Annotated in this window: 5 protein-coding genes; 2 read left to right on the top strand and 3 right to left on the bottom strand. The window is 59.1% G+C overall.

What is annotated here, in order from left to right:
* The 3 genes from dcd to apbC all read right to left on the bottom strand — a co-directional run.
* Window positions 1-569 (bottom strand): dCTP deaminase (gene dcd / locus VFN25_RS12460; protein WP_325142368.1); only part of this gene is annotated, 569 nt, incomplete at its 3' end.
* A gap of 15 nt (window positions 570-584) precedes the next feature.
* The gene (locus VFN25_RS12455) at window positions 585-1,187 is read right to left on the bottom strand and encodes a DUF1287 domain-containing protein (protein WP_325142366.1); all 603 of its coding nucleotides are present in this window, start codon (window positions 1,185-1,187) and stop codon (window positions 585-587) included.
* Between the two features lie 20 nt (window positions 1,188-1,207).
* Window positions 1,208-2,299: an iron-sulfur cluster carrier protein ApbC gene (gene apbC, locus VFN25_RS12450; RefSeq protein ID WP_325142365.1), complete on the bottom strand. Its 1,092-nt coding sequence runs from the start codon at window positions 2,297-2,299 to the stop codon at window positions 1,208-1,210.
* 170 nt (window positions 2,300-2,469) lie between these two features.
* Between apbC and VFN25_RS12445 the strand changes: the two genes are divergently transcribed.
* Both VFN25_RS12445 and metG read left to right on the top strand, forming a co-directional pair.
* Window positions 2,470-2,913 carry a hypothetical protein gene (locus VFN25_RS12445; RefSeq protein ID WP_325142363.1) on the top strand — a complete coding sequence of 148 codons (444 nt, stop codon included), beginning with the start codon at window positions 2,470-2,472 and terminating at the stop codon, window positions 2,911-2,913.
* Window positions 2,914-2,976: 63 nt separating this feature from the next.
* Window positions 2,977-3,952: methionine--tRNA ligase (gene metG, locus VFN25_RS12440; protein WP_325142361.1), on the top strand; the 976-nt coding region annotated here is incomplete at its 3' end.

Raw genomic sequence — 3,952 nt, 5'->3', positions numbered from 1 at the left:
CAGGTGCGCGGCAGGGTAACACCCTGTTGGCCCATGTACTTGCCGCCCCTGTCCTTGTAGCTGGTTTCACACTCTTCGTCGGATTCGAAGAACAACATCTGGGCAACGCCTTCATTGGCATAAATGCGGGCCGGAAGCGGTGTCGTGTTCGAGAATTCCAGGGTCACATGTCCTTCCCATTCAGGCTCCAGCGGGGTCACGTTGACGATGATCCCGCAGCGCGCATAGGTTGATTTGCCGAGGCAGATGGTCAACACCTTGCGTGGAATCCGGAAATACTCGACGGTTCGCGCCAGAGCGAACGAATTGGGTGGAATGATGCAGACCTCACCGCTGAAGTCGACGAAATTTCCCGACTCGAAGTTCTTCGGGTCGACGATGGTCGAGTTGATATTGGTGAAGATCTTGAACTCGGGCGCGCAGCGCACGTCGTAGCCGTAGCTCGATGTGCCATAGGAAATCAGGCGTCCGCCAGATGGGTTCAGCTTGACCTGCCCCGGCTCGAACGGCTCGATCATGCGTTCCTGTTCGGCCATGCGGCGGATCCAACGGTCGGGCTTGATACTCATTCAGGGTTCTCGTTGTCAGAGGTTTGGAGCAGATTGCGGAAACAGCGGAGCGCTGGCGAACCAGCGATAGTGCCCGTGGATGGTCCAGGCAAACAAGACATCTTCGATGCGCGCACCGCTGCCGATATTATGAATGATCAGCGGACGCAGCTGGTCAGCGCTGCGCTGGGCGGAAACGATTCCGATATGCGGCAGGCCTCCGTCAAGCCGCCAGGAGACGAAATCCCCAGGCTGGTAGTCTGCAGCATCGCTGGAAATCGGCACGCTGTTGCCGTTGCGGGCAAACCAGGTTTCCAGATTCGGCACGCGTCGATGATCGATATTCGAATCCGGACGCTTGAGTCCCCAAATTGCCGGATAGCTTGAGAAATTCGCGCGCATGTCGCGATGCACTTCAACCTGGAGGTCGATGTCGATACCGCGCATGGCACGGATGATGACATCCGTACACACGCCACGATCAATGGGCACATCACCGCCCGGATAGCCGAGCCGTGCATAATCCGGATCATAGGCTGTGGTCACACCGACTTGCGCGCGCGCCGCAGCGAGCAATCCATCGATATCTGCACGCGCCCACGCTGAACCCGAGATCAGAAGTGCTAACGTCAGCACCATGGAGAGCCGGAGAACCACGATCAGGTGTTCTGGATCACGATCTTGGGGAACTGAATTGCCTTGTTGCGCGCCTGCAAGGCGAGGCGTGCGGATGTATTCCGCGCGATTTCGCGATAGCGCGCAGCAAGGTCGGATTCAGGCATCGCTGCAACCGTCGGCGTGCCGCCATCGGCTTGCTCGCGAATGCGGATATCCAGCGGCAGCGAGCCAAGCATCGGCACCTCATATTGCTCGGCCATGCGTGCGCCGCCGCCTTCGCCAAACACGTGTTCCTCGTGGCCGCAGTTCGAGCAGATATGGGTCGACATGTTCTCGATGATTCCGAGCACGGGAACATTGACCTTCTCGAACATCTTCAATGCCTTGCGCGCGTCCAGCAAGGCAATGTCCTGGGGTGTGGTGACGATCACCGCGCCGGAAACCGGCACGCGCTGGCACAGGGTCAGCTGGATGTCGCCGGTACCCGGCGGCAGATCGATGATCAGATAGTCGAGATCGACCCAATTGGTGTCACTGAGCAGTTGCTGCAACGCCTGGGTGACCATCGGACCACGCCAGATCATCGGCGTGTCTTCCTCGATCAAAAAGCCGATCGACATGACCTGGATGCCGTGGTTGAGCTTCGGCTCGATGCGACTGCCGTCCTTGGTATCGGGTTTTCCAGAAAGGCCGAGCATGCGCGGCTGGCTGGGTCCGTAGATGTCCGCATCAAGAATGCCGACATTGGCGCCCTCGGCGCGCAGAGCCAGAGCCAGGTTGGCTGCAACCGTCGACTTGCCGACACCGCCCTTGCCCGAGGCGACGGCAATGACGTTGCGGATATTCGGCAACGGCGTCAGGCCTTCCTGCACGCGATGTGCACCGACCCGGCAGGAAACCGACACTGCGGCCGCAGCGATGGCAGGGTCGGCTTCCAGGGTCTCCTTGATCTGCGCGGAAAGCGTCGATTGCCAGGAAAGGGCCGGATAACCCAACTGGATATCAACTGACACCTTGTCCCCATCCACACCGACGCCGCGCATCACACCTTCGGAAATCAGATCCTGACCGGAATGCGGATCGATGATGGTGGAAAGCAGATTTCTGACTCGCTGTTCAACGGATTCGCTCATGGGCTCGATCAATCAGGCAAAGACCGTTAGTGTACTGCCTCAGCCACGCGCTAGCCGCAGGCACAATGTCTCAGCCTCTTTCGACGACGCTCAATGCGCAACGCCAACGAACTAATTGGCTGAATGCGGTCCAAGCCCTACTGGCTCCGATTCACACAGAGAGATCTCACATGACCTTGAACCGCCTGATACTGCTGTCCCTGCTGTCCTTGACCCTGCTTGCCTGCAACAAGTCGCAACCCTCAGGCATTCCGGAAACCTCAAGCACGCCACCGACACCTGCCGCCGCGCCAGCGCCCGCTCCCTCAGCCACGCCCGCTGCAGAGGCGCCCGCAGTCGCCGATACCTCGCCACCACTGGACGAACAGATACCGCCCTACGAGAAAACCGGCTACCCCGATTGCGACGATTACATCGAAAACTATCGTCAATGCCTGAATACCCGTCTCGGCCCCGATGAGCGCAAATTCAAGGCACAGGACCTGCACAACTCGGTACGCGCGATCCTCGGCAATATCGGCCGCGGCGTGGATGGTGCCCGTGTTGCAGGCTTGTGCAAGAAGGCACGAGGACTGGCAGAGAAGAAGCTCACCGATCTCGGCTGCACGATCTAGCGGGCTGCAAGCATGCAATAATTCCGCGCTCTGGAACGTACGAAAACCGAGCCCGAATTATTCATGAAAGACACGTCTGCACGGAAGATCCTGGTTACCAATGCCCTGCCGTATGCCAACGGGCATCTGCACCTCGGCCATTTGCTCGGCTATATCCAGGCCGATATCTGGGTTCGCGCCCTGCGCATGCACGGTCATACCGTGCATTTCGTCTGCGCCGATGATGTCCACGGCACACCGATCATGCTTGCCGCCGAAAAGGAAGGCTTGAGCCCGGAGGAATACATCAAGCCGATCCAGATTTCGCACGAGCGCGACTTCGCCGACTTCGCGGTCGACTTCGATCACTACCACACGACCCATTCGCCGGAAAATCGCGAGCTCGCCGAAACGATCTATACCCGCCTGCGCGACGGCGGTCATATCGCGCGTCGCTCCATCAAGCAGTTGTACGATCCGGTCAAGCAGATGTTCCTGCCCGATCGCTATATCCGCGGCGAATGTCCAACTTGCGGCACCGCCGACCAGTACGGCGACAATTGCGAAAACTGCGGCGCGACGTATGCATCGACCGACCTCAAGAACCCGCGCTCGGTCATGTCCGGCGCGGAACCGGTGCTTCGCGATTCCGAGCATTTCTTCTTCGGCGTCGGCGAATTTCAGAACCTGCTGCGCGACTGGTTTGCCGGCAAATTGACCAACGGCAATCCTGTTGCCCATCCCGGCGTGATCGCCAAGCTTGGTGAATGGCTCAACGCGGACGGCGGATTGCGTGACTGGGATATTTCACGCGACGCGCCGTACTTTGGTTTTCCAATCCCCGATGCACCGGGCAAGTTTTTCTATGTCTGGCTCGATGCACCAGTCGGCTATCTGGCCAGCTTCAAGGCCCTCTGCGACGCCAGGGGCTATTCATTCGGCGAATATCTCGATGCCGACAGCACGGCCGAAATGCACCATTTCATCGGCAAGGACATCGTCAACTTCCATGGTCTGTTCTGGCCGGCCATGCTGCACGGCGCGAACTTCCGCGTGCCGA

It is taken from the genome of Dokdonella sp., assembly GCF_035703485.1.
Classification (GTDB): domain Bacteria; phylum Pseudomonadota; class Gammaproteobacteria; order Xanthomonadales; family Rhodanobacteraceae; genus Dokdonella.
The sequence above is the reverse complement of the archived record's forward strand: the minus strand, read 5'-3'. Positions and strand labels throughout refer to the sequence as shown.